The following is a 25,223-nucleotide window of genomic DNA, read 5'->3' as shown; positions in this document are numbered from 1 at the left end:
TTCAGGCCAGCATCTTTTCGACGATGCGCCAGTGCGCCGGCTCCACCGGCGTGATCGACAGCCGGTTGCCCTTGCGCAGCACCACCATGTCGGCGAGTTCGGGCTTCGCGCGCAACTCGGGCAGCGACAGCAGCCGCGTCTTGCGCACGGCCTGCACGTCGACCAGCAGCCAGCGCGGTGCGTCGGGCTTCGAGGCCGCGTCGTAGTACGGCGACTTCGGATCGAACTGCGTGGGATCGGGCTTCACGCCCGAGGCCACGCGCGCAAGGCCTGCGATGCCGGGCTCGGGGCAGCTCGAGTGATAGAACAGCACCCCGTCGCCGACCTGCATGCCATCGCGCATGAAGTTGCGTGCCTGGTAATTGCGCACGCCGGTCCACGCGACGGTGGCATCGGGCGCGGCGAGCGCATCGTCGATCGACACCTCGTCGGGCTCGGATTTCATCAGCCAGTAGTTGGGCATGGCGCCACCTCAGGAGCTCGGGTTGCCGGATTCGAATGCGCGTCGCAGTTCCGCGCAGCACAGCGCGACGGCGGTGTTCGCCTCGTCGAGCACCTTGCCCATGGTGATGAAGCCATGGATCTGGCGCTCGAAGCAGACGTACGCCGCGCGGTTGCCGGCCGCGGTGAGCGCCTCGGCATAGGCCATGCCTTCGTCGCGCAGCGGATCGAAGCCGGCGGTGAGCACCAGCGCCGGCGGCAGGCGCGACAGGTCGGGGTGCAGCAGCGGCGACGCGCGCCAGTCGGTGTCGTGCCGGGCGTCGTCGATGTAGTGGTCGTGGTAGTAGCGCATCGAATCGGTCGTGAGCAGGTAGCCCTGCCCGTTCGCCTGGTGCGACGGATGGCCGCGGCGCATGTCGGTGGCCGGGTAGACCAGCAGCTGGAATGCAAGCGGCAGGTCGCCGGCATCGCGCGCGGCGATCGCCACCACCGCCGCGAGGTTGCCGCCCGCGCTGTCGCCGCCGATCGCAAGGCGGGCGGCATCGAGACCGAGCGAGGCCGCCTGGCCGTGCACCCAGCGCGTGGCCGCGATGGCGTCGTCCACGGCGGCCGGAAAGCGGTGCTCGGGCCCGAGGCGATAGTCGACCGACAGCACCGCGCAGCCTGCGCCGTTCGCCAGCGAGCGGCACAGCACGTCGTGCGTGTCCAGGTCGCCGATGACCCAGCCGCCGCCATGCAGGTACACCAGCGCCGGCAGCGCCGCGTCGGCAGCGGCACCGAGCGGGCGGTAGAGCCGCATCGGGATCGCGCCATGCGGCCCCTGGGCCGCGAGCGCGCGGACCTCGGCGACCGGCGGCGGTGCCGGCTGCGTGGCGGCACGGCGCTCGAGATAGACGGCCCGCGCCTCGGCGGGCGAGAGCGTGTGCGTCGGCGGAACGCCGCGCGCCGCGATCAAATCGAGCAGCGCGCGGGCCTGGGGATGCAGCATGGCAAGCTCCGATCGGGCAGCGGTTGTTGTTCAGGCCTTGCGCGGCTTCACGCGCGAGGCGGCTTCCTTGGCGTTGGCGCGTGCCGTCTGCACGTCGGCCGCGTGCGCCAGCGCCACGCCCATGCGGCGCTTCGCGAAGCTCTCGGGCTTGCCGAACAGCCGCACATCGCTGCCGGGCACCTGCAGCGCCTCGGCCACGCCGTCGAACGCGATGCCCGCGGCATCGACGCCGCCATAGATCACCGCGCTCGCGCCCGGGCTCTTGAGCGTGGTGTCCACCGGAAGTCCGAGGATCGCGCGCGCATGCAGCTCGAATTCGTTCTGCCACTGGGTGGCCATGGTGACCATGCCGGTGTCGTGCGGACGCGGGCTCACCTCGCTGAACCAGACTTCGTCGCCCTTCACGAACAGCTCGACACCGAACAGGCCCTGGCCGCCCAGGTCGGCCGTGACGGCCTGGGCGATCTGCTGTGCCTTCCGCAGCGCGGCTGGCGCCATCGGATGCGGCTGCCAGCTCTCGACGTAGTCGCCGCTGACCTGCACATGGCCGATCGGTTCGCAGAACTGCGTCTGCACCGCGCCGGCCGCGTCCTTGGCGCGCACGGTGAGCAGCGTGATCTCGTAGTCGAAGTCGATGAAGCCCTCGACGATCACGCGGCCATGGCTGACGCGGCCGCCGGCCATGGCGTAGTCCCAGGCCTTCTGCACGTCGGCCGGGCCGTCGATCTTGCTCTGGCCCTTGCCCGAGCTGCTCATCACGGGCTTGACGATGCAGGGATAACCGATGCCCTCGTCGATCGCGGCCTGCAGTTCGGGCAGGGAGTCGCAGAACCTGTAGGGGCTGGTCGGCACCCCCAGCGTCTCGGCGGCAAGGCGGCGGATGCCTTCGCGGTCCATCGTGAGGCGCGCGGCGCGCGCCGTGGGAATCACGCGCACCACGCCCGCGTCCTCGAGCTGCTGCAGCATCGGCGTGGCGATGGCTTCGATCTCGGGCACCACGAGATGTGGTTTTTCGGCCTCGATCAGCGCCTTGAGCTGATCGGGGTCGCTCATCGTGATGGTGCGCGCATGGTGCGCCACCTGGTGGCCCGGCGCGTTCTCGTAGCGGTCGACGGCGATGGTCTCGACGCCGAGGCGCTGCAGGGCGATCAGCACCTCCTTGCCGAGCTCGCCCGAGCCGAGCAGCATCACGCGGGTGGCGGAAGGGGAAAGAGGGGTGCCGAGGGTGGTCATGGTCGGTTCGAAGAGGGACAAAAAAGCGAAGAAAAAAAGACGACCGCCGCACTGTAAGCCACCCGCGCCGGCCGTGTCACACGCGGCAACGGCACCGCCGGGGCGCTGATCCACAATCGAAGACCTGACGCGGCCGCAACCGCGCACCCCCTCTTTTTTCTCTGTTTTTCGTCTTTCCTGAAGGAGTTCTCTCATGGCTATCCAGACTGTCGGCATCATCGGCGCCGGAACGATGGGCAACGGCATCGCGCAGGCCTGCGCCGTGTCGGGCGTCAACGTGGTGATGGTCGACATCGCCCAGGCGGCGGTCGACAAGGGCCTGGCCACGATCTCGGGCAGCCTCGACCGGCTGATCAAGAAGGAAAAGCTCACGGCCGGGCAGAAGGCGGCCGCGCTCGCGCTGGTGAAGGGCTCGACGAACTACGAAGACCTGAAGGGCGCGCAGCTCGTGATCGAGGCCGCCACCGAGAACCACGCGCTCAAGCTCAAGATCCTGAAGCAGATCGACGAGATGCTGGCGCCCGAAGTGATCATCGCGTCGAACACCTCGTCGATCTCGATCACACAGCTCGCGGCCGCCACCTCGCGCGCCGACCGCTTCATCGGCATGCACTTCTTCAACCCGGTGCCGATGATGGCGCTGGTGGAGCTGATCCGCGGCTACCTCACGAGCGACGCCACGCACGACGCGGTCAAGGCGCTCGCCGAGCGCCTCGGCAAGTCGCCGATCACGGTGAAGAACGCGCCGGGCTTCGTGGTCAACCGCATCCTGGTGCCGATGATCAACGAGGCCTTCTTCGTGCTGTCCGAAGGCATCGCGACCGCCGAAGACATCGACGCCGGCATGAAGCTCGGCTGCAACCAGCCCATCGGGCCGCTCGCGCTGGCCGACATGATCGGCCTCGACGTCTGCCTGGCCGTGATGGAGGTCTATCTCGAACAGTTCGGCGATTCGAAGTACCGCCCCTGCCCGCTGCTGAAGGAAATGGTCGCGGCGGGGCAATTGGGCCGCAAGACGGGGCGCGGCGTCTACACGTACTGAGCGCGCAGGCACGAACAAGGCAGACAAGGAGACACGCACCATGACCATCGCCCCCACCACCCCGCCCGCCGAAGGCTGCATCGACACCCAGGTGATCGGCCACGTGCTGCTGATCGGCATCAACCGGCCCGCCAAGCGCAATGGCTGGACGCCGCCGATGTTCCGGCAGCTGGCCGAGGCCTACACCCGGCTCGACGACGACCCCGAACTGCGCGTGGGCGTGCTGCATGCGTTCGGCGACCATTTCACGGCCGGCCTCGACCTGCCGGCGGTCGCCGAATACATGAAGCGCGGCGAGAAGGCGATTCCACAGGGCCTGGTCGAGCCGCACGACTTCGGGCTGGCGGGCTATCGCCGCCGCACCAAGCCGATGGTGGTTGCGGTCAAGGGCATCTGCTTCACGGTCGGCATCGAACTGATGCTCGGCGCCGACATCGTGGTGGCGGCCGACAACTGCCGCTTCTCGCAGATGGAAGTGCAGCGCGGCATCATGGCCACCGGCGGCGCCACGTTGCGCATGGCCGAACGCGCGGGCCTGGGCAATGCGATGCTGCACCTGCTCACGGCCGATGAGTTCGACAGCGCCGAGGCCTATCGCCTCAATTTCGTGCAGAAGGTGGTGCCCGCGGGACAGGAACTCGATGCGGCGCTGGCGATCGCCGAGCGCATTGCTGCGCAGGCACCGCTCGCGGTGGTCGCGACGCGGCTCAATGCGATCAAGGCGGTCGAGCAGGGACCGCTCGCGGCCGTGGCGGAATTCATCGAGACGCAGAAGCGGCTCTCCAACAGCGAGGACGCGGCCGAAGGGGTGCGTTCCTTCGTCGAGCGCCGTCCCGCGCGCTTCAGCGGGCGCTGAGGTCCGGCGCCGCGGTCAGGCGCTGCTGTCGCGCTCGCGCGCGATGACCAGCAGCCCGTCCATGATGAGGCTGTCGACGAGTTCGAAATGCCCGTTCATCGCGGGCGCCATCTTCCAGCCCGCGCCACCCGTCATGTAGCAGGCGGGCTCGGTGCCGCAGTGCGAGCGCACATGCTGCACCATGCGCTCGACGGCGCCGGCGATCGCATAGGTGCCGCCACTGGTCAGCGCGTCGCTGGTGTTGGTGGGGAACTCGCGCACTTCGCCGGTCGGCACGTGCAGGCCGGCGGTGCCCGACTCGAGCGCGCGCAGCATGATGCCGTGACCCGGCAGGATCAACCCGCCCAGGAACCTGCCGCTCGCGTCCACCGCCTCGACCGTGACCGCGGTGCCGATCAGCACCACCACCATCGGCCGGGCCGGCCCCGCGGCCAGCGTGCGGTGGCGCGCGCCGATCATCGCCACCCAGCGATCGGCGCCGAGCCGGGTCGGATGGTCGTAGCCGTTGACGATGCCGGCCTCGGCCGCGCTCGCGACCACCCAGCGCGGCACGCAGTCGAAAAAACGTTCGGTTACCTGCTCCTCGGCGCGGCGGCGCACCGCATCGCCGGCCACCACGCAGCCGAGCATCGCGCCCGGCGCGGGCAGTTCGGCCCAGGGGCCGTCGGCCAGCCGCTCGATGTGGTCGAGGAACTCGGCGCCATGTGCGAGCAGTGCAGCGCCCGGAAGCGCGGCATCGTAGAGCGCCCATTTCAGGCGGGTGTTGCCGATGTCGATCGCGAGGAAAGGGGAGGCCATGCGCGGCATTATTGCGACTTTGTTGTTAGTCCGGCTGGCCTGACAGTCCCATACGCGGCACGGGCCTACTCGCGGCTGCCACGTTTCACCGGTACATTCGCGATTCCATCCAACCAGGCCGCAAGGAGAAAATCATGGGTTTGCTGAGTTTCATCAAGGAAGCCGGGGAAAAGCTGTTCGGAGGATCGTCGGCACATGCCGCCGCACCCGAGGGCCCCGACGCCAACCAGGCCGCCGCTGCCGCCATCAAGACCTACATCGAGACGCAGAACCTCGGCCTCAGCGAACTCGCAGTGACCTACACCGCGAGCAGCGGCGTGGTCACCCTTGCAGGCAAGGCGCCTTCGCAGGAAGCCAGCGAGAAGGCCGCGCTCGCCGCGGGCAACGTGGCCAACGTCACGAGCGTCGAGAACAACCTCGCCGCGCCGCCCGCCCCGCCGGCCCAGTACCACGACGTGGTCAAGGGCGACACGCTCTCGGCCATCTCGAAGAAGTACTACGGCGATGCCAACAAGTACAACCAGATCTTCGAGGCCAACAAGCCGATGCTGAGCCATCCCGACAAGATCTATCCGGGCCAGAAGCTGCGCATTCCGCCGCTTCAGTGATCCGCCTTCAGGTCGCAGCGACATGGCAAAAAGGCCCGCCGGCACCGGCGGGCCTTTTTTTGTGGGTTGGCGGCTAGTTCTGCCGCCACGGCAGCCCGCGCATGCGCCAGCCGCCCAAATGCCCGCGATGTCCGTTCTCGTCGGGATTGCCCTCGAATCCCTCGAGGATGTTGTAGGCCTCCAGCCCCAGTTCGGTGGCGCGCTTCGCAGCGGCGACCGAGCGCACGCCGCTGCGGCACAGCAGCACGAGCCGCTTGCCGCCTTCGGCCGCGGCGCGCACGCCCTCGTCGAAGCCGGGGTTCATCGCCATGCCCGGCCATTGCTTCCAGGCCACCGGCATCGCGCCGGGGACGAAGCCGACCCATTCGCGCTCGGCGTCGCTGCGCACGTCGACCATCACGGCCTCGCCGCTCGCCATCCATTGCGCCGCCTGCGCGGGCGTGACGTCGCCCGCATAGCCCTCGGCGGGCTTCGCCGCGCGCCTTTCCCCATTCGGTTCACTCATTTCTGCATCCTTTCGTTCGGCAGGGGTTACCCGCAGCGTGGTCCCCTCAATTGCTCACCCGTTCGTGAAAACCCTGTTTGTCTCGCTTACATGTCACACAAAAGATGGGGGTCTGGATTTTCCAGAACGAATCTACATGGAGACAACCACATGACAGACAGCAAATCGCCTCGCCGCCGCAATCTTCTCAAGGGCGCGGCCGTGGCCGCGGGCGCGATGTCGGCGCCGATGGTCAGCATGGCGCAGACCACTTCGCTGCGTTTCCAGAGCACCTGGCCCGCGAAGGACATCTTCCACGAATATGCGCAGGACTTCGCCAAGAAGGTCAACGACATGGCCGGCAACCGGCTGAAGATCGAGGTCCTGCCTGCCGGCTCGGTGGTGCCCGCGTTCCAATTGCTCGACGCGGTGGCCAAGGGCACGCTCGACGGCGGCCATGGCGTGGTTGCCTACTGGTACGGCAAGAACTCGGCGCTCGCGCTCTGGGGATCGGGACCGACCTATGGCATGGACGCCAACATGATCCTGGCCTGGCACAACTACGGCGGCGGCAAGGCGCTGATCGATGAGATCTACAAGAGCCTGAACCTCGACGTGGTGTCGTACCTGTACGGCCCCATGCCAACACAGCCGCTCGGCTGGTTCAAGAAGCCAGTGGCGCGCGCCGAGGACATGAAGGGCCTGAAGTTCCGCACCGTCGGCCTGGCGGTGGACGTGTTCACCGACATGGGCACCGCCGTCAACCCGCTGCCGGGCGGCGAGATCGTGCCGGCGCTCGACCGCGGCCTGATCGATGCGGCCGAGTTCAACAACGCCTCGAGCGACCGCGTGCTGGGCTTTCCCGACGTGGCGAAGAACTGCATGCTGCAAAGCTTCCACCAGTCGGGCGAGCAGTTCGAGATCCTGTTCAACAAGGGCAAGCTCGCGGCGCTGCCGGCCGAGCTCAAGTCGATGATCGACTACGCGGTGCAGGCGGCGAGCGCCGACATGAGCTGGAAGGCCATCCAGCGCAATTCGCAGGACTACATCGAACTCAAGAAGGCCGGCGTCAAGTTCTACAAGACGCCCGATGCCATCCTGCGCGCGCAGCTCGCCTCGTGGGACAAGACCATCGCCAAGAAGGCCGAGGAGAACCCGATGTTCAAGAAGGTGCTCGACTCGCAGAAAGCCTTCGCGGAACGCGCCGGCCAGTGGCAGAACGACTACACGGTCGATTTCAAGATGGCCTACAACCACTACTTCGGCGCCAAGGCGAAAAAATCCTGAACGCGATCCGTCGTTGACCCCGAGGGCACCGCACGGTGCCCTCCCTGTTTCATGCACATCCATGCTGCGCCGGCCGCAGCCAGGAGTTCTTCTCGATGCAATCTTTCCTGTTGGCCGTCGATCGCTTCTCGACCTGGGTCGGCAAGACCTTCGCCTGGTGTGCGCTGTTGCTCACGCTCCTGATCAGCTGGGAGGTGTTCTCACGCTACGTGCTGAACCATCCGCATGCCTGGGTGCTCGACATGCAGATCATGCTGTACGGCACCATGTTCATGACCGCGGGCGCCTACACGCTGTCGAAGAACGGCCATGTGCGCGGCGACGTGCTCTACGGATTCTTTCGCCCCCGCACGCAGGCGCTGTTCGACCTGGTGCTCTACATCGTTTTCTTCCTGCCCGGCATCGTGGCACTGACCTGGGCCGGCTGGATCTACGCGGGCGAGTCGCTCGCCATCCGCGAGCAGACCTTCTCGGCCGATCCGCTGCCGCTCTATCCATTCAAGTTCGTCATTCCGCTCGCGGGCTTCACGCTGCTGCTGCAGGGGCTGGTCGAGATCATCCGCTGCGTGCTGTGCCTGCAGACCGGCGCCTGGCCCTCGCGTGAGGCCGACGTTGAAGAGGTCGACGTCGACAAGCTCAAACAGATGGTGCACGTGAAGGACGAGGACATCGCCGCGCTCGACCGCGTGGTGGCGGCCAGGGAGGGTGCGCGATGACGATCCGCCGCGAACTCTGGTTCGGCCTCACGTTCATGGCGCTGATTGTCATCGGCGCGGCCGCGATGCTGCTGAGCGTCGACACCATCACCGACGGCCACCTGGGCCTTCTGATGCTCTCGCTCGTGGTGGTGGCGATCATGCTGGGCTTTCCCACCGCCTTCACGCTGATGGGCATGGGCATGCTCTTCACCTGGCTGGCCTACGACCGCGACTGGCACCGCACGCTCGACCTGATGGTGCAGTCGGCCTACAAGACCATGGCCAACGACGTGCTGATCGCGGTGCCGCTGTTCGTCTTCATGGGCTACCTGGTCGAGCGAGCGAACCTCATCGAGTCGCTCTTCAAGAGCCTGCACCTCGCGCTCGCGCGGCTGCCGGGTGCGCTCGCGGTAGCGACGCTGGTCACCTGCACCATCTTCGCCACGGCGACCGGCATCGTCGGCGCGGTCGTCACGCTGATGGGCCTGCTCGCGCTGCCATCGATGCTGCGCGCCGGCTACAGCGTGCCGCTGGCCGCGGGCGCCATCACGGCGGGCGGCTGCCTCGGCATCCTGATCCCGCCGTCGGTGCTGCTGATCGTCTACGGCGCGACGGCCGGCGTCTCGGTGGTACAGCTCTATGCCGGCGCATTCTTTCCGGGGCTGATGCTCGCGACGCTCTACGTGCTGTACGTGATTCTCATCGCATGGCTCAAGCCGCAGTGGGCGCCGCCGCTGTCGATGGCGGAACGCGCGGTGCCTCTGCCACCGCTGTCGCAGCGCCTGGCCGACAGCCCCGCCGCCCATGCGGTGGTCGGGCTGCTGAAGGGCCGGCGCAATGCCGAGGTACCGTTCTCGCACATCCTGCGGCAGCTCTGCATCGTCGTGCTGCCCGGGGTGCTGTTCCTGCTGTTCGCCGGTTTCAGCTACAAGGCCGTGACCACGGTCGAAGCCGAGGAGCGCTACGAGATCCAGGAGATCGGCGCCACGCGCGGCAGCAATGCGCCGGAAGAGGCGACCGCGGGCGGGCTGCAGGAACCGCCCACGGACGGCGGCCTCCAAGAGCCGCCGACCGAAGGCGGACTGCAGGAGCCGCCTTCGGCCGAGGCACCCGCAGCTTCGGCGCCGCTCGCGGAGCCGCCCGGTGCCGCTGCGCCGCCGCCGGCACCCGCCGCTGCGGCCGCGGCCGAAGCACAGCCGGCCGAGGGTGCCTCGGTGCGCCCCGCGCCCACCTGGTGGTGGGCCATGTTCGCCATCTTCGGCGCGCTCACCACGCTGTTCTACCTGTTCCTGAGCTTCGCGCGGCTCGAGATCTTCAAGATGCTGCTGGGCTCGTTCTTCCCGCTGGTGCTGCTGATCCTCTCGGTGCTCGGCTCGATCGTGCTCGGCCTTGCCACGCCCACCGAGGCGGCCGCGATGGGCGCGCTCGGCGGCATGCTGCTGGCCGCGGCCTACCGGCGGCTCAACCTTGCGGTGCTCAAGGAATCGGTGTTCCTCACGGCCAAGACCTCGGCCATGGTGTGCTGGCTGTTCGTCGGCTCGGCCATCTTCTCGGCCGCGTTCGCGCTGCTTGGCGGACAGGCGCTGGTCGAGGAATGGGTGCTCGGCATGAACCTCACGAAGGTGCAGTTCCTGGTGCTGAGCCAGGTCATCATCTTCCTGCTGGGCTGGCCGCTCGAATGGACCGAGATCATCGTGATCTTCATGCCGATCTTCATCCCGCTGCTCGACAACTTCGGCGTCGATCCGCTGTTCTTCGGCCTCTTGGTGGCGATGAACCTGCAGACCGCGTTCCTGTCGCCGCCGGTGGCGATGGCGGCCTTCTACCTCAAGGGCGTGAGCCCGCCGCACGTCACGCTGAACCAGATCTTCCTGGGCATGCTGCCGTTCATGGGCATCCAGATCCTTGCGATCGTGCTGCTCTACATCTGGCCGCAGATCGGGCTCTGGCTGCCGCAGCTGCTGTACAAGTAAGCAGGCCATTCGGTGGTCCGCATTACATGCGGTTGCCGAATGTACCTGCGCTTCACCAAGCAGTCGGCTTGCGCTGACGGCGCCGGCGGATTCTCGCGCGTTGCAACAGAATCCGCCGGTGCCCGTCCGGCCCACCAGAGACATCCCAATGAACCGCTCCGGCTGCTCCCCTCTTCCCCTTCTTTCTCAACGCCCGCTGCACCGATGGCTGCTCGGCCTTGCGCTGCTGTGCCTCGGCGCGGCCGCCACCGCGCAGCAAGACCCGCCAGGCCGCGTGGCGCGCCTCACCCAGCAGCAAGGCAGCGTGAGCTTCGCGCCGGCCGGCGACGAGCGCTGGTACGACGCGCAGCCGAACCGCCCCCTGACCACCGGCGACCGAATCTGGACCGACCGTGCCGCGCGCGCCGAGGTCCACATCGGCTCGACGACGCTGCGCATGGACGGCCAGTCGCACGTGGAATTCTCCGAGCTCGACGACGACACCGTGCGCCTGACCGCGAACCAGGGCGAGCTGCAGCTGCGCGTGCGCGACGACATCGCCGGCCAGCGCTTCGAGATCGACACCGGCAACCTCGCGGTGGTGATCGACGCGCCGGGCGAGTACCGCATCTCGGCCAACCCCGACGCCGACAGCACCTGGATCGCGGTCGCCTCGGGCCGCGCCACGCTCTACGGCGAGAACGGCGAATCGCAACGGCTCGACGCACGCCAGCAACTCACCGTCTCGGGCCGCAACCTCCAGACCAGCGGCGGCGCACCGCCCCCGAACGCCAGCTTCGACGCATGGGTGGCCGAGCGCAACCGCTTGGAAGACCAGTCGGTCTCGGCGCGCTATGTATCGCGCGAGGTGGTCGGCTACCAGCAGCTCGACGCCTACGGCGACTGGCAGAACGACCCCGGCCACGGCGCCGTCTGGTTCCCGCGCAGTGTCGATGCCGACTGGGCGCCCTATCGCGACGGACAGTGGGTCAACATCGCACCCTGGGGCCTGACCTGGGTCGATGCGGCGCCCTGGGGTTTCGCGCCGTTCCACTACGGCCGCTGGACCCGCGTGGGCCCGCGCTGGGCCTGGGTGCCGGGCCGCTCGACGGCGCGGCCCGTGTATTCGCCTGCGCTGGTCGGCTTTGTCGACGGTCGCAGCGACGTGGGCTGGTTCCCGCTCGCACCCGGCGAAGCGTGGCGTCCCGGCTACCGTGCAAGCCCCGGCTACATCGACCGCGTGAACCGCATGGCGGCCTCGCGCGATCGGCAGGCCGAGCTGCGCAGCGGCCTCTATGCCAACCAGCAGATGCCGGGCGCTGTCAGCGTGCTGCCGGCCGAGCGCTTCGGCCGCGGCGCCTTCGGCCGGCGCGACCTGGTGCGGCAGCCCGACGACCGCTTCATGCGCGGACCGGTGGTGCCGATGCCCGGCGTGCCGCTGACCAACTTCGGCGCCGGCTTCGGCCGGCCGGCCGCGGTGGCGCCGCCCTCGCAGCTCATGCAGCGCGAGCAGCAGGAGCGGCGCTTCGAGCAGGCGCGGCAGGCCCGGCAGATGCAGCAGTCCCAGCAGTTGCAGGTGCAGCAGCAGCAGCCGCTCCCGCAGCAGCGCAAGCAGATGGAGTGGCAGCGCGAACAGGGGCGCCAGCAGCAGGACTGGCAGCAGCGCCAGCAACTGCAGCAGCAGCAACAACAACAGGTGCAGGCTCAGCGGCAGCAACAGCAACAGCAACAGCAGCAGGTGCTGCAGCAGCAACAGCGCGCCGCGCAACAGCAGGCGCTGGCGCAACAGCAGATGCAACGCCAGCAGCAGCAGGCGCAGCAGCGCGCGGTGCAGGCGCAGCAGCAGCTCCAGGCACAGCAACAAGCCCAGCAGAACGCGATGCGCCAGGCGCAGGAAGCCCAGGTTCGCGCGATGCAGCAGCAGCGCGGCTTCATCGCACCCGGGGTACAGCCACCGCAGCCGCAACCGGTGGCACCGGGCCGAAGCAGCGACGAGCGCCGCCGTCTCATGACCTCGCCCGACCGCTGAGTTCGCAGCCCCGCGCGACCGACGCCCCCAGCCGCCGGCTACAGTCGGCAGCAAGGAGCGTCTTTCCATGGCCACATTCGACTTCGATCTTTTCGTCATCGGCGGCGGCAGCGGCGGTGTCCGCGCCGCGCGCATGGCCGCGCAGCTGGGTGCGCGCGTCGCACTGGCCGAGGCCGCCGCGCTCGGCGGCACCTGCGTCAACGTGGGCTGCATCCCGAAGAAGCTCTACAGCTACGCGGCCGGCTACGCCGAGTCGTTCGAGGAAGCCGAAGGCTATGGCTGGACGCTGCCGGCGGCGCCGCGCTTCGACTGGGGACACCTGAAGGCGCAGCGTGCCGGCGAGATCACCCGGCTCAACGGCGTGTATGCCGCGCTGCTGAAGAACGCGGGCGTGCGCCTCATCACCGGCTGGGCGCAACTCGTCGACCCCCACACGGTCGAGGTCGACGGCCGGCGCCACACCGCACGCCACCTGCTGGTGGCCACCGGCGGCACGCCCTTCGTGCCCGACATCCCGGGCCGCGCGCTGGCCGCCACCTCCGACGACATGTTCGACCTCGAGCCTTTTCCGAAGCGGCTGCTGGTGGTCGGCGGCGGCTACATCGCGTGCGAATTCGCCTCGATCTTCAACGGCCTCGGCGCCCAGGTCACGCAGTTGCACCGGCGCGCGCACCTGCTCACCGGTTTCGACGACGACGTGCGCCAGTTCGTCGCGCAAGAGATGGGCAAGGCCGGCGTGGACGTGCGCCTGAACAGCGAGGCCGCCTCGATCGCGCGGGCACCGGATGGCGGCGTCGTCGTCACGCTGGCGCGCGGCCAGGAGATCGAGGCCGACACCGTGCTCTTCGCCACCGGCCGCGTGCCGAACACCCAGGCGCTCGGGCTAGAAGCCGCTGGCGTGGCGCTCGGCGAACACGGCGCGATCGAGGTCGATGCGCACTACCGCAGCTCGGTTCCGTCGATCTACGCGGTCGGCGACGTCTCCACGCGCGTGCCGCTCACGCCGGTGGCACTCGCCGAGGCCATGGTGGTGGTCGATGCGCTGTTCGGTCAGGGGCGGCGCAAACTCGACTACGACTACATCCCGACCGCCGTGTTCACCCATCCGAACATCGGCATCTGCGGCTACACCGAGGCTGGCGCGCGCGTGAAGTTCGGCGAGGTCACCGTTTTCTCGAGCGAGTTCAAGTCGCTGCGCCACACGCTCTCGGGCCGCAGCGAGCGCACCTTCATGAAGCTGGTGGTCGACAAGGCGAGCGACCGCGTGGTCGGCCTGCACATGGTGGGTGCCGACGCGGGCGAGATCGTGCAGGGCTTCGCAGTGGCCATGCGCGCGGGTGCCACCAAGGCGATGTTCGACAGCACGATCGGCATCCACCCGACCGCGGCGGAGGAGTTCGTGACGATGCGCGAGCCGATGCCGGGTTAGCGACCCGTGTGCGGCCGCTGCTTGCCTTCGAGCAGCTTCACCATCACGAGCAGCACGCGGTTGGCGGGCGTGGGAATACCGAGCGCCTCGCCGCGGCGCACGATGAAGCCGTTCAAGTGGTCGATCTCGGTCGGCTTGCCGCGCGCCAGGTCCTGCGCGGTGGACGACGACTGCGACGGCATCGACTGCGCAATGCCGCGCAGCGCCGCATCGGTGTCGCCCGGCACCACCACGCCGTCGGCACGGGCCACCGCCAGGCATTCGGCGACCACGTCGCGGATCACGTCGGCCACGCCCTCGCCGTTCACGAGCTCGCCATAGGGCAGCTGCGACACCGCCGACAGCGCGTTGTAGGCGCAGTTGAGCACCAGCTTGGCCCACAGCGCGCCGAGCACGTCGCCCGAGACCTGCGTGGGCACGCCCGCGGCGATCAATTTCGCAGCAACTTCGACGCTCCTGGACGACGGCGCGATCACCAGCTCGCCGCGGCCATGGTGGCGCACATGGCCGGGCCCAGCCATCTCGGTCGCCACGTAGACCACGGCAGCGGCCACCTCGCAGGCGAGCGCGGCGCGCACGCGGGCATCGTTGTCGACGCCGTTCTGCAGCGTCAGCACCAGCGCGCCGGGCGAGAGGTGCGGCCGCAGCTCGGCGGCGGCGGCCTCGGTGTCGGCCGACTTGACGCAGAACAGCACCACGTCGGCGCCCTGCACCGCCGCCGGTGCGGTGCTCGCATCGAGCCGCACCTGCTCGTCGAAGGCTTTCGTTTCAAGCCGCAGGCCGTGGGCACGTACCGCCTCCACGTGCGACGCGCGGCCGATCAGCACCACCGCGTGGCCCGCGCGCGCGAGCATCGCGCCGTAATAGCAGCCGACCGCGCCGGCGCCCATGACCGCAACCTTCATCTGCCTGCCTTTCCATGCCGGGAGCAACCCGCGGAGGGTAACCGCAGCGAGCGCCCGTCGCGCGCGCATTGCACAATGCCGCCATGCCCTACATGCCCACTTTTGTCGCCCCCGCCCGCTTCACCGACGCCGCCGCCGCCCTCGAACAGGTCAAGGCCATCTACCAGGGCGGACTCGCGCACCTGCGCGAGTCGATGCTGCGCTTCGTGGCCGGCGAGGCGCTGCCGGGCCGGGTGCGGGCCTGCTACCCGTATGTGCGGGTGCACACGCACACCGTGACGCGGCACACCCCGCCGGCCAACGCGGGCCTGAGCTACGGCTTCGTCGCCGGTCCGGGCCGCTACGAGACCACGCTGACGCGCCCCGACCTGTTCTCGCGCTACTACCTCGACCAGTTCCGGCTGCTGCTCGAGAACCACCAGGTCGAGCTCGAGGTCGGCACCAGCACCCAGCCGATCCCGATCCATTTCTCGTTCGCCGAGAACGACCACATCGAAGGCACGATGAGCGACGAGCGCCGCGCGCTGATGCGCGACGTGTTCGACCTGCCCGACCTCGGCGTGATGGACGACGGCATCGCCAACGGCACCTACGAGGCGCAGCCCGGCGAGGCGCAGCCGCTGTCGCTGTTCACCGCGGCGCGGGTCGACTATTCGCTGCACCGGCTGCGCCACTACACGGGCACCGCGCCCGAGTGGTTCCAGAACTTCGTGCTGTTCACCAACTACCAGTTCTACATCGACGAATTCGTGCGCCTCGGCCACGAGGCCATGGCCGACGAGAAGAGCGAGTACGTCGCCTTCATCGAGCCCGGCAACGTGGTCACGCGGCGCCGCGGCCTGGCCGCGGGCGCCAGCGCCAACTACGCCGCGCTGCTCGACGGCAGCCAGGGCACCGCGCCGGCGCGGCTGCCGCAGATGCCGGCCTACCACCTGGTGCGCGAGGACCGCAGCGGCATCAGCATGGTGAACATCGGCGTCGGCCCGGCCAATGCCAAGACGATCACCGACCACATCGCGGTGCTGCGTCCGCACGCCTGGATGATGCTCGGCCACTGCGCGGGCCTGCGCAATGCGCAGCAGCTCGGCGACTACGTGCTCGCGCATGCCTACGTGCGCGAGGACCATGTGCTCGACGAGGAACTGCCGCTGTGGGTGCCGATCCCGGCGCTCTCCGAGATCCAGCTGGCGCTCGAGAAGGCGGTGGCCGACGTCACGCGCTACGAAGGCCCCGACCTGAAGAAGATCATGCGCACCGGCACCGTCGCGAGCACCGACAACCGCAACTGGGAACTGCTGCCCGGGAACCAGCCGCAGCGCCGCTTCAGCCAGAGCCGGGCGGTGGCGCTCGACATGGAAAGCGCCACCATCGCGGCCAACGGTTTTCGCTTTCGCGTGCCCTACGGCACCCTGCTGTGCGTGAGCGACAAGCCGCTGCACGGCGAGATCAAGCTGCCGGGCATGGCCAACCACTTCTATCGCGAGCGCGTGGAGCAGCACCTGCGCATCGGCATGCGGGCCATCGGCATCCTTCGCCAGCAGGGCTCGACCCGGCTGCACAGCCGCAAGCTGCGCAGCTTCGCCGAGGTCGCGTTCCAGTAAGCCGAAGGCATCAGCCGAACAGCTCGGGCATCTCGCGCTGCGCCTTCGCGGTCAGCGTGAGCGCGCGACCGTCGAGCGCCTGGCGCACCCAGCCGCGGCGCAGCGACAGCTGAAGCCAGGCCGCGCCGAGCGCGCCGCCCAGGTGCGGGCGGCGCTCGCTCCAGTCGAGGCAGGCGCAGGCAAAGCGGCGCCGCGAGCGCCGCACGGCATCGACTTCCAGGCCCAGGCTCTCGAGCGCGACTGCGCCTTCGGTCGTGAGTTCGTACGACCCGCTCGCCAACCCGCTGAGCCAGCCCTGCGCATGCAGCCGGTCGTGCAGCGCCACGCCCGCGGAGCCGGCCATGTGGTCGTAGCAGGTGCGCGCGGCGCGCAGGCGGTTCGGCGTGCTCGGCGTGAACACGGCAGATGGCCCGGCATACGGCGCGCCGGCCAGCACCATGAGGCTTTCGAGCGCCGCGGCCACGGACTCGCCCGCCAGGCGGAAGTAGCGGTGCCTGCCCTGCACCAGCAGTTCGACCAGCCGCTCGTCGCGCAGCCGCGCCAGGTGCGCGCTCGCGGTGGAGGCCGCCACCTCGGCCACGGCCGCGAGTTCGGTCGCAGTGCGCGCATGGCCGTCCATCAGGCAGCCCAGCATGCGGGCGCGCGCGGGCTCGGCGATGGCGCCGGCGAGGCGGGCGAGCTGCAGGTCCGCGCTCTCGGACGGGTCCGCGGCAGCGGACGAGGTGGCGGATGAGGCGGTGACGGGAGTCTTGCGCATGCCCGCATCCTAAGGCGCCGCTGCATGCACGCTTCGTTCACGGCCGAAGTGTCGCGGCGGCCCCGCACGCACACTGCGGTGATGACGCCCCACCCTGCTTCTTCACTCGGCATCCCAATCGATCCCGTCGCGGCGGTCACGCATGCCGATCCGTACCCGTACTACGCACAACTTCGCGCCGGGCCGCCGCTCGCATGGCATGCGACGTTGCGGCTCTGGGTCGCGAGCCGGGCCGAGGTCGTCGAGTCGCTGCTGCTCGCGCACGACGCGCTGCGCGTGCGCCCCCAAGGCGAGCCCGTGCCGCGCGCGATCGCCGGCAGCTCGGCGGGCGAAGTGTTCGCGCAGCTGGTGCGCATGAACGACGGCGCCGCGCACACTGCACACAAGCCGGCGCTGCAGCGCGCGCTGGCGGGGCTGGACCTCCGGGCCGCGCATGCGGCGGCGCTCGATGTGGCGCGCCGTGTGCCCGAGCGCCCGCTCGCGGACCTGCTGTTCGCGATGCCGGTGCAGGCGGTGGCGCATCTGCTGGGCTTCGCGCCGGCCGCGCTGCCGCAGGTCGAGGCGTGGATGCGTGATTTCGTCGCCTGCCTGTCGCCCTTGTCCAGCGCGCCGCAACTGGCGCGGGCCAGCGACGCGGCCGCCGCGCTGATGTCGCGTTTCGAGGCGCTGTGCGCCGGCACACCACCGCGCGAGGCGACGCTGCTGGCAGCTGTGCGCGCCGAAGCCGCAGCGGGCGCGAACATGCCCCGCGCGCTGCTGGCCAATCTCGTCGGGCTGCTGTCGCAGACCTGCGACGCCACGGCCGGGCTGCTGGGCAACAGCCTCGCGGCCCTTGCGCGCGAGCCGGGCGCGGGGGAGGCCGCGCGCACCCACAATGGTCTAAAAGGCGTCGTCGAGGAAACCGCCCGGCACGACGCGCCGGTGCAGAACACGCGGCGTTTCGTCGTGGCGCCGGTGCGCATCGCGGGCGTGCCGCTGGCCGCGGATGATGCTGTGCTGCTCGTGCTGGGCGCAGCGAACCGCGATCCGGCGCTCAACCCCGATCCCGACCACTTCATGCCGGTGCGCCCCGCGCGGCGCCTGCTGGGCTTCGGGCACGGCGCGCACGCCTGCCCGGGCCAGGCACTCGCCTGCACGCTCGCGGCCGCGGGGCTGGAGGCGCTGCTCGCGCGCGGGGTCGACCTCGATGCGCTGCACGCGCGCGGCTGGCACTACCGTCCTTCGGCGAATGCGCGGATTCCGGTCTTCGATTGAGTCAGGCCGCAGCCCACTGGCCGGTGTGCGCCAGGTGCGGCGACAGTTCCGCTGCGCCCCAGCGAAGGGGCAGCGCACCGGGGCGGCGCAGCAGCGTGTCGACGCGCAGGCGCAGCAGCCGCTCGGCGCCCTCGAAGGCCGCGACCTCGGGTCCGTCCCAGACGATCTCGGCGCTGGCCGCCAGGTGCAGCAGTTCGCCGGTCTCGAAATCGATGAACAGCAGTCCCGCGCGCGAATGCACCGCCAGATTGCCGAGCGTGTTGAAGAAGCGGTTGCCGACGAAGTCGGGCACCGTGAGCGTGCCGCCGGCATCGACGCGCACGAAGCCCGGACGCCCGCCGCGGTGCGACACGTCCACGCCCTGCGCCGCGGGCGACGCCGCGTCGTCGTCCCAGGCCTGCGGCGGCAACGCCGAAGCGATGAACAGCGTGTCGGCGCGGGCGATCAGCCGCCGTGCCGCCGCATCGAGGCTGTCGCGCCGCTCGGCGGGTGCAGCGGCGGTGCCACCGTCCTGCACGAACAGCGGCTCGCGCGCCTGGATGTACTTGGGGCAGTTGCCAAAGCTCTGCTGCACCGCCACCGTGAGGCCGGTGCTGTCCGCCGCCTCGACGACGCCGTTCATGCGGTTGCGCCGCCGCGTGTGCGGCTCGATTCCGAGCAGGCCGAGCGACGCACCGGGTGCCAGCTGGCCGGCCAGCGGATCGCCGGGCGCCGGCAGCGCATCGATGCGAAGGTGCGCGGGATTGGGCGAATGCGCAAAGCCGGGCGGCGCCGCGAGCGCGCTGGCCCAGGGCTGACCTTCGGCGTCGAGGCTGCCGACCAGCAGGAACGGCAGTTGCGCGAAGAACGCGCGGTGCTGCTCGGGCATGAAGTCGCGGATCACGCGCGGTCCGGCCGCCGCCATGAGCTCGCGCGCGCCGGCACGCGCCTGCAGCGCGCGCTCGCCCGCATGGAACGGCGCGGCGATCATGCGGCCGCGGCCAGTCCGACGGGCGTGCGCACCATCGGCACGAAGCCCTGCAGCGCCTCGATGCGCGCCAGCCATTCGCGCAGGCGCGGGTACGGGTCGAGCGACACGCTGCCTTCGGGCGCATGCGCCACATAGGCGTAGTTCGCCAGGTCCGCGAGCGTGGCCGAGGCGCCGGCCAGGAAGGGCTCGCGCTCGAGGTGCATTTCCATCACGGCCAGCAGCAGGTGCGAGCGCGACACGGTCTCGGCCGGATCGGCGGGCAGGTTGAACAGCGCCATCACGCGCGCCGCGGCCGGGCCGTAGGCCAGTGGGCCGGCGGCCACCGAGAACCAGCGCTGCACACGCGCCGCGCCGAGCGGATCGCGCGGCATCCAGCGCGCCGGATCGCTGGCATAGCGCTCGTTGAGGTACACCAGGATCGCATTCGAATCCGCGAGCGTGAGCTCGCCGTCCTCGATCACCGGCACCTGGCCGAAGGGATTGCGCGCCAGGAACTCGGGCGTGCGGTGGGCTTTCTGGCGCAGGTCGACCGCGACGAACTCGAACGGCAGGCCGAGCATCGACAGGAAGAGCTGCACCCGATGCACATGGCCCGAGATCGGGGTGCCGAATAGCTTGATTGGCTGGGCAGGGTGGCTGGCGTGGGGAGTGTTCATGTCTAGATCCTTGGGAGTGCTGTGGGTTGCCCGCATTCTTCGTTACTCCGCCGAATGAATGAATCCCCATTGCCGGATTTCACTGCTGCGTTTTCCGGTCTAATCGCACGATGGACCGCCTCAAAGCCATGCAGGCCTTCGTGCAGATCGCCGACCAGGGCAGCCTCACGCGCGCCGCCGAGTCGCTCGGCAGCTCGCTGCCCGCGGTGGTGCGCGCGCTGGCCGCGCTCGAGGCGCACCTCGGCGTGCGCCTGTTCCACCGCACCACGCGCCGCCTGTCGCTCACCGACGAAGGGCGCCGCTACCTCGCGAGCGCGCGCGAGGTGCTGCTGGCCGCCGACGCCGCCGACCGGGCGCTCACCACCGAGGCGCGCGAACTGGCAGGGCACCTCACGATCGCGGCGCCCGTGCTGTTCGGCCACATGTACGTGGCGCCGGCCATCACGCGCTTCATGCAGCGCCACGAGAAAGTGCGCTGCAGCGTGCTGCTGCACGACCGCACCGTGAACATGCTCGAGGAAGGCGTCGACGTGGCGATCCGCATCAGCCCGCTCGACGATTCGTCGCTGGTGGCGCAGCCGCTCGGCACCATCCGACGCGTGGTGGCGGCAAGCCCTGCCTTCCTCGCACGCCACGGCGTGCCGCGGCATCCGCGCGACCTTGCGGGTGCGCCCTGCGTGCGCGGGCGCATCGACGCACCGCCGCAATGGACCTTTCACGACGGCGGCCGGCGCATCGGTGTCACGCTCGAGCACAGGCTCGAGTTCAACCATCTCGCGCCCGCCGTCGAGGCCTGCGCCGCGGGCATGGGCTTCGGCACTTTCTTCTCCTACCAGGTGCTGCCGCACGTCGCCCAGGGCCGGCTGCAGCTGGTGCTCGAAGACTACGAGCCGCAGCCGCGGCCGGTGAGCGTGATCTACCCGAATGCGCGCCTGCTGCCGGCCCGCACGCGGGCGTTCATCGACTGGATGAAGGCGGAGTTCGAAGGCTTTCGACTTTAGGGGTCTTGGGCCCCTGGCGTCCCCGCCCTGCCGCATGGCTGCGTCAGAATGTTCGGGTGCCGACGTCATCACCCCCCACCTTCCCGCCCTTCCTGTTCAAGGCCAGCCAGCTGCAAAAACGCTATGGCGGCACCACGGTCGTGGACGATCTCTCGTTCGAGATCGCACCCGGCGAATGCCTCGGCGTGATCGGCCCGAACGGTGCCGGCAAGACCACCACCATCCGCATGTGCCTGGGCCTCACCGAGCCCGACGGCGGCAGCATCGAGGCGCTGGGGCTGCAGATGCCGCGCGACGCGCTCGCCATCAAGGCGCAGCTCGGCGTGGTGACGCAGTTCGACACGCTCGACCCCGACTTCAGCTGCGCCGAGAACCTCGTGGTCTACGGCCGCTACTTCGGCTACAGCAAGGCCGAGGTCCGCGCGCGGGTGCCGCAGCTGCTGGAGTTCGCGGCGCTGGCGCACAAGGCCGATGCCAAGCCCGGCGAGCTGTCGGGCGGCATGCGGCGGCGCCTCTCGCTGGCGCGCGCATTGGTCAACGACCCGAAGCTGCTGATGCTCGACGAGCCCACCACCGGGCTCGACCCGCAGGCGCGCCACCTGATGTGGGAGCGCCTGCAGGTGCTGCTGCAGCAGGGCAAGTCGATCCTGCTGACCACCCATTTCATGGACGAGGCCGAGCGCCTGTGCTCGCGGCTGCTGGTGCTCGACCACGGCCGCAAGATCGCCGAAGGCCGTCCGCGCGACCTGATCGAGGCGCACCTCGAGCCCGACGTGGTCGAGGTGTACGGCAACGGTGCGCTGCCGCTGGCCGAGGCGCCCGAGCTCAAGGCGCTCGCGGCGCGCATCGAGGTGAGCGGCGAGACCGTGTTCTTCTACACCCAGGATGCACGCCGCCTGCTGGACGCGCTCACGCAGCACGGCGGCCTGCGCACCTTCCACCGCCCGGCCAACCTCGAAGACCTGTTCCTCAAGCTCACGGGCCGCCAGATCCGTGAAGACGGCTGAGAAAGAAAGAAATGCCCGGCATGACGACGACGACAACAACCACGACGACCACCGCTGCGGCACCCGCCAGCCCCTCGGCCTGGCGCCCACCCGAACTCTCGCTGCGCTGGTGGCCGGTGTTCCTGCGCAACCTGCTCGTGTGGCGCAAGCTCGCGATCCCGAGCCTGATCGGCAACATCGCCGAACCGCTGATCTGGCTCGTGGCCTTCGGCTACGGCATGGGCGCGCTCGTGGGGCAGGTGACGGTCGACGGCACCCCTGTGCCGTACATCCTCTTTCTCGCGAGCGGCTCGATCTGCATGAGCGCCATGAACGCCGCGAGCTTCGAAGCGCTGTATTCGGCCTTCTCACGCATGCACGTGCAGAAGACCTGGGACGGCATCATGAATGCGCCAGTGGGGCTCGACGACATCGTGCTGGCCGAGATGCTCTGGGCTGCGTTCAAGTCGATCTTCACCGTGACCGCGATCCTGCTCGTGATGCTCGGCCTCGGCATCAGCCACAGTCCCAAGCTCGTGGTGGCCTGGATGGTGCTCGCCGGTGCGGGCATCACCTTCTCGTCGATCGCGCTGATCTTCAATGCGCTGGCGAAGGGGTACGACTTCTTCACCTACTACTTCACGCTGTTCATGACGCCGATGATGTTCCTGAGTGGCGTGTTCTTTCCGCTCGAGCAGCTGCCCTCAGCGGTGCGGGCCGTGGCGGCATGGCTGCCGCTGACCAATGCGGTGGCGCTCGTGCGGCCGCTGTTCATGGACCGGTGGCCCGAGGGCTGGATGCTGCATGCTGCCGTGCTGGTGGTCTATGCGGTGGTGTCGTTCTGGGTGGCGCTGGCGCTCACGCGCAGGCGCTTCGCGCGATAAGCGAACCCGTGTGGCTCGCTGTCGAAACGAGGCCCAAACAATTACATTGCACACAATTGAATTGCACGCTACAATTCAGTCCATGCCCTCTCCGCAAGCCACGACCGACGACATGCTCAAGCTGGACAACCAGCTCTGCTTCGCCGTCTATTCCGCCTCGTTGGCCATGACGCGGCTCTACAAGCCGGTGCTCGAGAAGCTGCAGCTCACCTACCCGCAGTACCTCGTCATGCTCGCGCTCTGGGAGCACGACGGGCCCATGGTGTCCGAGCTCGGCGAGCGGCTCTCGCTCGATTCGGGCACGCTCACGCCGCTGCTCAAGCGCCTCGAGGCGAACGGCTACGTCGCACGGCTGCGCGACGCGGCCGACGAGCGCCGCGTGCGCATCACGTTGACGGCGGCGGGTCGCAAGCTCAAGGCGCGTGCTGCGAACGTGCCGGGCTGCCTCATGGCGGCCGCGCAGTGCTCGGTGCCCGAACTCATCGCGCTCACGCAGCAGATTCAGGGTTTGCGCGAGCGCATCCGCAAGGCCGCCTGAGACATCGCAGGCCGTCCCCCCAGGTTTTTTCGTCCCCTTCCCTTCAACCACCCACCCAAGGAATCACCATGACCACCAAGCTCGACAAGGTTCTCTACACCGCCGAAGCCCACACCGTCGGCGGCCGCGAAGGCGCGGGCAAGTCCAGCGACGGCGCCATCGACGTCAAGCTCAGCGCGCCCGGCTCGGGCAAGCCTGGCACCAACCCCGAGCAGCTGTTCGCGGTGGGTTATGCCGCCTGCTTCATCGGCGCGATGAAGGCCGTGGGCCCGAAGATCGGCGTGAAGGTGCCCGACGACGTGGCGATCGACTCGAGCGTCTCGCTCGGCCCGACGAACGGCGGCGCGGCCTACGGCATCGCGGTGAAGCTCGCGATCACGCTGCCGGGCCTCGATGCGGAAGCCAAGCAGAAGCTGGTCGACACGGCGCACCAGGTCTGCCCGTACTCGAACGCCACGCGCGGCAACATCGACGTCGAGCTGACGATCGCCTGATCCCCGGCGCACTGCGCGCGAAAAAAAGCGTCCCGGCATCGCGCCGGGGCGCTTTTCCTTTTTGCGGACTCGCCGGCCTCCTCCGATGTCCCGCGCGCGACGCGCCAGGCCGCGGCGCGATGGCGCGTTTCATCAAGCTTGGCTAATGTGGCCGTCGGTTCCGCCCATCCCAACTTCGTGTGGAGACAGACACCATGAGCACCACCAGCAGCCTGCTGATCCAGAAGGACGAACTCTCGTCCACGCGCCTGCACACCGCCGTCGACCAGCCGCTCGCCGAGGGCGAAGTGCGCGTGCGCATCGATGCGTTCGCGCTCACCTCGAACAACATCACCTACGCCGCGTTCGGCGATGCGATGAGCTACTGGCAGTTCTTCCCGACCGGCGAAGACGCCTGGGGCTGCATCCCCGTGTGGGGCTTCGCGCGCGTGGTGCAGTCGCTGCATCCGGGCGTGGCCGTGGGCGAGCGGCTCTATGGTTACTGGCCGATGGCGACGGGCGCGGTGCTGAGGCCCGAGCGTCTCTCGGCCGAGCGCTTCACCGATGGCGCAGCGCACCGCACCGCGCTGCCTGCCGTCTACAACCAGTACTTCCGCTGCAACGCCGACCCGCTCTACACGGCCGAGACTGAAGACATCCAGGCGCTGCTGCGACCGCTCTACATCACCTCGTGGCTGATCGACGACTTCATGGCCGACAACGCCTTCTTCGGCGCAAAAACCATGCTGCTGTCGAGCGCATCGAGCAAGACCGCCTACGGCACCGCGTTCCAGCTGCACCAGCGCGAGGGCATCGAGGTGATCGGCCTCACTTCGCCAGGCAACGTGGCCTTCTGCGAGAGCCTGGGCTGCTACCACCGCGTGCTCACCTACGACGCGCTCGACACGCTCGCGGCCGACACCGAACTGGTCTACGTCGACTTCGCGGGCGACGGGCCGCTGCGCAGCGCAGTCCACGAACGCTTTGCGAACCTGAAGTACAGCTGCTCGATCGGCGGCACGCACCTGGAGCAGCTCGCGGCAAAGGGCGCGGGCAAGAACCTCTCGGGGCCGCGCGCCACGCTGTTCTTCGCACCGGCGCAGATCAAGAAGCGCACCGGCGAATGGGGCGCCGACGAGTTCGGCCGCCGCCTCGTGGCCGCCTGGCAGGCCTTCATCGCCACAGTGGGCGATGCGAGGAATCCGTGGCTGCGCGTGTCGCACCACGTCGGCGCCGAGGCCGTGCAAGCGGCCTACGCACAGGTGCTGGCCGGAAAGGGCGACCCGCGCAGCGGACACATCCTGTCGTTGCAGGAGCCCGCGGGCAGACACTGAGCCTGCCGGCAACGCGGGG

The 25,223-nt window shown here is 69.2% G+C and carries 25 protein-coding genes; 16 read left to right on the top strand and 9 right to left on the bottom strand.

Annotation, left to right across the window (positions count from 1 at the left end; all coding sequences use genetic code 11):
- Position 1: 1 nt before the first annotated feature.
- The 3 genes from AC3A6R_RS14285 to purT are packed head-to-tail and all read right to left on the bottom strand — an operon-like array spanning position 2 to position 2,662.
- A complete protein-coding gene (locus AC3A6R_RS14285; protein ID WP_487864670.1) occupies positions 2-463 on the bottom strand; it encodes an EVE domain-containing protein in 462 nt (153 codons plus the stop codon).
- A 9-nt stretch (positions 464-472) separates the two neighbouring features.
- Complete coding sequence (locus AC3A6R_RS14280) at positions 473-1,429, bottom strand: alpha/beta hydrolase (RefSeq protein WP_487861070.1); 957 nt, start codon at positions 1,427-1,429, stop codon at positions 473-475.
- A 30-nt stretch (positions 1,430-1,459) separates the two neighbouring features.
- Positions 1,460-2,662, bottom strand: a complete 1,203-nt coding sequence (gene purT / locus AC3A6R_RS14275) for a formate-dependent phosphoribosylglycinamide formyltransferase (protein ID WP_487864669.1) — start codon at positions 2,660-2,662, stop codon at positions 1,460-1,462.
- Positions 2,663-2,855: 193 nt separating this feature from the next.
- Here purT and AC3A6R_RS14270 point away from each other — a divergent pair, with 193 nt between their 5' ends.
- Both AC3A6R_RS14270 and AC3A6R_RS14265 read left to right on the top strand, forming a co-directional pair.
- A complete protein-coding gene (locus AC3A6R_RS14270) occupies positions 2,856-3,704 on the top strand; it encodes a 3-hydroxybutyryl-CoA dehydrogenase (RefSeq protein WP_487864668.1) in 849 nt (282 codons plus the stop codon).
- Between the two features lie 40 nt (positions 3,705-3,744).
- Positions 3,745-4,560, top strand: a complete 816-nt coding sequence (locus tag AC3A6R_RS14265) for a crotonase/enoyl-CoA hydratase family protein (RefSeq protein WP_487864667.1) — start codon at positions 3,745-3,747, stop codon at positions 4,558-4,560.
- 15 nt (positions 4,561-4,575) lie between these two features.
- Here AC3A6R_RS14265 and AC3A6R_RS14260 read toward each other — a convergent pair whose 3' ends face one another.
- Complete coding sequence (locus AC3A6R_RS14260) at positions 4,576-5,358, bottom strand: type III pantothenate kinase (protein ID WP_487864666.1); 783 nt, start codon at positions 5,356-5,358, stop codon at positions 4,576-4,578.
- 134 nt (positions 5,359-5,492) lie between these two features.
- Between AC3A6R_RS14260 and lysM the strand changes: the two genes are divergently transcribed.
- Positions 5,493-5,966 carry a peptidoglycan-binding protein LysM gene (gene lysM, locus AC3A6R_RS14255; RefSeq protein ID WP_487864665.1) on the top strand — a complete coding sequence of 158 codons (474 nt, stop codon included), beginning with the start codon at positions 5,493-5,495 and terminating at the stop codon, positions 5,964-5,966.
- A 73-nt stretch (positions 5,967-6,039) separates the two neighbouring features.
- Here the strand turns inward: lysM and AC3A6R_RS14250 are convergent, their stop codons facing one another.
- Positions 6,040-6,471, bottom strand: a complete 432-nt coding sequence (locus AC3A6R_RS14250) for a rhodanese-like domain-containing protein (RefSeq protein ID WP_487864664.1) — start codon at positions 6,469-6,471, stop codon at positions 6,040-6,042.
- A 150-nt stretch (positions 6,472-6,621) separates the two neighbouring features.
- Between AC3A6R_RS14250 and AC3A6R_RS14245 the strand changes: the two genes are divergently transcribed.
- The 5 genes from AC3A6R_RS14245 to gorA all read left to right on the top strand — a co-directional run bounded on the left by AC3A6R_RS14245 (position 6,622) and on the right by gorA (position 13,845).
- Complete coding sequence (locus tag AC3A6R_RS14245; RefSeq protein WP_487861062.1) at positions 6,622-7,737, top strand: TRAP transporter substrate-binding protein; 1,116 nt, start codon at positions 6,622-6,624, stop codon at positions 7,735-7,737.
- A gap of 95 nt (positions 7,738-7,832) precedes the next feature.
- A complete protein-coding gene (locus AC3A6R_RS14240; RefSeq protein ID WP_487861061.1) occupies positions 7,833-8,453 on the top strand; it encodes a TRAP transporter small permease subunit in 621 nt (206 codons plus the stop codon).
- Positions 8,450-10,408, top strand: a complete 1,959-nt coding sequence (locus tag AC3A6R_RS14235) for a TRAP transporter large permease (protein WP_487864663.1) — start codon at positions 8,450-8,452, stop codon at positions 10,406-10,408. Before AC3A6R_RS14240 ends, AC3A6R_RS14235 begins: the two co-directional genes overlap by 4 nt.
- A 148-nt stretch (positions 10,409-10,556) precedes the next feature.
- A complete protein-coding gene (locus AC3A6R_RS14230; RefSeq protein ID WP_487864662.1) occupies positions 10,557-12,416 on the top strand; it encodes a DUF6600 domain-containing protein in 1,860 nt (619 codons plus the stop codon).
- A gap of 67 nt (positions 12,417-12,483) precedes the next feature.
- Positions 12,484-13,845: a glutathione-disulfide reductase gene (gene gorA, locus AC3A6R_RS14225; RefSeq protein WP_487861058.1), complete on the top strand. Its 1,362-nt coding sequence runs from the start codon at positions 12,484-12,486 to the stop codon at positions 13,843-13,845.
- Here gorA and AC3A6R_RS14220 read toward each other — a convergent pair.
- Entirely contained in the window at positions 13,842-14,750 is a 909-nt protein-coding gene (locus AC3A6R_RS14220) for a ketopantoate reductase family protein (protein ID WP_487864661.1), read from the bottom strand. The genes gorA and AC3A6R_RS14220 overlap by 4 nt on opposite strands.
- A gap of 83 nt (positions 14,751-14,833) precedes the next feature.
- On the opposite strand from AC3A6R_RS14220, the gene AC3A6R_RS14215 reads away from it, so the two are divergent.
- The gene (locus AC3A6R_RS14215) at positions 14,834-16,351 is read left to right on the top strand and encodes an AMP nucleosidase (RefSeq protein WP_487864660.1); all 1,518 of its coding nucleotides are present in this window, start codon (positions 14,834-14,836) and stop codon (positions 16,349-16,351) included.
- A 10-nt stretch (positions 16,352-16,361) separates the two neighbouring features.
- On the opposite strand, the gene AC3A6R_RS14210 is transcribed toward AC3A6R_RS14215, so the two are convergent.
- Complete coding sequence (locus AC3A6R_RS14210; RefSeq protein WP_487864659.1) at positions 16,362-17,108, bottom strand: ArsR/SmtB family transcription factor; 747 nt, start codon at positions 17,106-17,108, stop codon at positions 16,362-16,364.
- A gap of 81 nt (positions 17,109-17,189) precedes the next feature.
- Here AC3A6R_RS14210 and AC3A6R_RS14205 point away from each other — a divergent pair, with 81 nt between their 5' ends.
- Positions 17,190-18,362, top strand: coding sequence for a cytochrome P450 (locus tag AC3A6R_RS14205; protein ID WP_487864687.1), 1,173 nt, complete (start codon positions 17,190-17,192; stop codon positions 18,360-18,362).
- 1 nt (position 18,363) lies between these two features.
- On the opposite strand, the gene AC3A6R_RS14200 is transcribed toward AC3A6R_RS14205, so the two are convergent.
- Positions 18,364-19,332, bottom strand: coding sequence for a flavin-nucleotide-binding protein (locus AC3A6R_RS14200; RefSeq protein WP_487864658.1), 969 nt, complete (start codon positions 19,330-19,332; stop codon positions 18,364-18,366).
- Entirely contained in the window at positions 19,329-19,988 is a 660-nt protein-coding gene (locus AC3A6R_RS14195; protein WP_487864657.1) for a glutathione S-transferase family protein, read from the bottom strand. Before AC3A6R_RS14195 ends, AC3A6R_RS14200 begins: the two co-directional genes overlap by 4 nt.
- Positions 19,989-20,098: 110 nt before the next feature.
- Here AC3A6R_RS14195 and AC3A6R_RS14190 point away from each other — a divergent pair, with 110 nt between their 5' ends.
- The 6 genes from AC3A6R_RS14190 to AC3A6R_RS14165 all read left to right on the top strand — a co-directional run bounded on the left by AC3A6R_RS14190 (position 20,099) and on the right by AC3A6R_RS14165 (position 25,204).
- Positions 20,099-20,989, top strand: a complete 891-nt coding sequence (locus tag AC3A6R_RS14190; RefSeq protein WP_487864656.1) for a LysR family transcriptional regulator — start codon at positions 20,099-20,101, stop codon at positions 20,987-20,989.
- A 56-nt stretch (positions 20,990-21,045) separates the two neighbouring features.
- Positions 21,046-21,996, top strand: a complete 951-nt coding sequence (locus AC3A6R_RS14185) for an ATP-binding cassette domain-containing protein (RefSeq protein ID WP_487861047.1) — start codon at positions 21,046-21,048, stop codon at positions 21,994-21,996.
- A gap of 20 nt (positions 21,997-22,016) precedes the next feature.
- Positions 22,017-22,859: an ABC transporter permease gene (locus tag AC3A6R_RS14180; protein ID WP_487864655.1), complete on the top strand. Its 843-nt coding sequence runs from the start codon at positions 22,017-22,019 to the stop codon at positions 22,857-22,859.
- An 82-nt stretch (positions 22,860-22,941) separates the two neighbouring features.
- The gene (locus AC3A6R_RS14175) at positions 22,942-23,397 is read left to right on the top strand and encodes a MarR family winged helix-turn-helix transcriptional regulator (protein WP_487861045.1); all 456 of its coding nucleotides are present in this window, start codon (positions 22,942-22,944) and stop codon (positions 23,395-23,397) included.
- A gap of 68 nt (positions 23,398-23,465) precedes the next feature.
- Entirely contained in the window at positions 23,466-23,891 is a 426-nt protein-coding gene (locus AC3A6R_RS14170) for an organic hydroperoxide resistance protein (RefSeq protein ID WP_487861044.1), read from the top strand.
- A 194-nt stretch (positions 23,892-24,085) separates the two neighbouring features.
- The gene (locus AC3A6R_RS14165) at positions 24,086-25,204 is read left to right on the top strand and encodes a DUF2855 family protein (RefSeq protein WP_487861043.1); all 1,119 of its coding nucleotides are present in this window, start codon (positions 24,086-24,088) and stop codon (positions 25,202-25,204) included.
- Positions 25,205-25,223: the final 19 nt, after the last annotated feature.

The organism is Variovorax sp. Soil_C_19 (assembly GCF_057657255.1).
The sequence above is the reverse complement of the archived record's forward strand: the minus strand, read 5'-3'. Positions and strand labels throughout refer to the sequence as shown.